Consider the following 648-nt stretch of genomic DNA (forward strand, 5'->3'; position numbering starts at 1 on the left):
GAGCAAAACATATTATCATGTCGACTTTCTACTGGAATTGGTGCAAATTTAGCCGGATGCGGCACGGAGATAGCCGCAATACGAATAAAATAGGAATTTAATATGTATAGAGGTAATATCACTTAAATTTAGTTGCATATTATATATGTTTAGAAACTTAATTGTCTCTAGATTAACTTGCCCACATTGTCCCAGGGCACCATGTTATATTCTTTATAGAGATCATGATCTGAAGAAATAAAAAAGTAGCATAGCCATAGATTTTTGCATGGCTTCTGTGAAACAACCGTTTATATCAGGAGGTATTATCATGAATATTTGGGAAAACGCAGTTTTAACAGACAAAGGGACAGCTCTGCAGGCTAAACTGATTCAAGGGCAGACTTTAAAGATCAGCAGAGTTACGACGGGTTCCAAAAAGGTCCCGATTGTAGATCTTCGGCAGCAGACGGATGTCACGGAAGGTGGATATGATATTACACTTCAGCCCTCAAGGACAGAAGGTGAAAAAACGATTCTTCCGGTTCTGCTTGAGAACACAAGTTTAAAAGAAAGTTATGACTTATGGCAGGTTGGTTTTTTCGCGGAAGATCCGGAGGAAGGCGAAATTTTGTATTGTCTTGCTCAGGCATCGGAGGCAAAGCATAT

Annotated in this window: 1 pseudogene; it reads left to right on the forward strand. The window is 39.4% G+C overall.

The features are described from left to right. Positions 1–310: 310 nt before the first annotated feature. Positions 311–648: pseudogene (locus QGT46_RS16785) on the forward strand (hypothetical protein); the annotation flags it as partial.

The organism is Anaerostipes faecis (genome assembly GCF_910574135.1).
Lineage (GTDB): Bacteria > Bacillota > Clostridia > Lachnospirales > Lachnospiraceae > Anaerostipes > Anaerostipes hominis.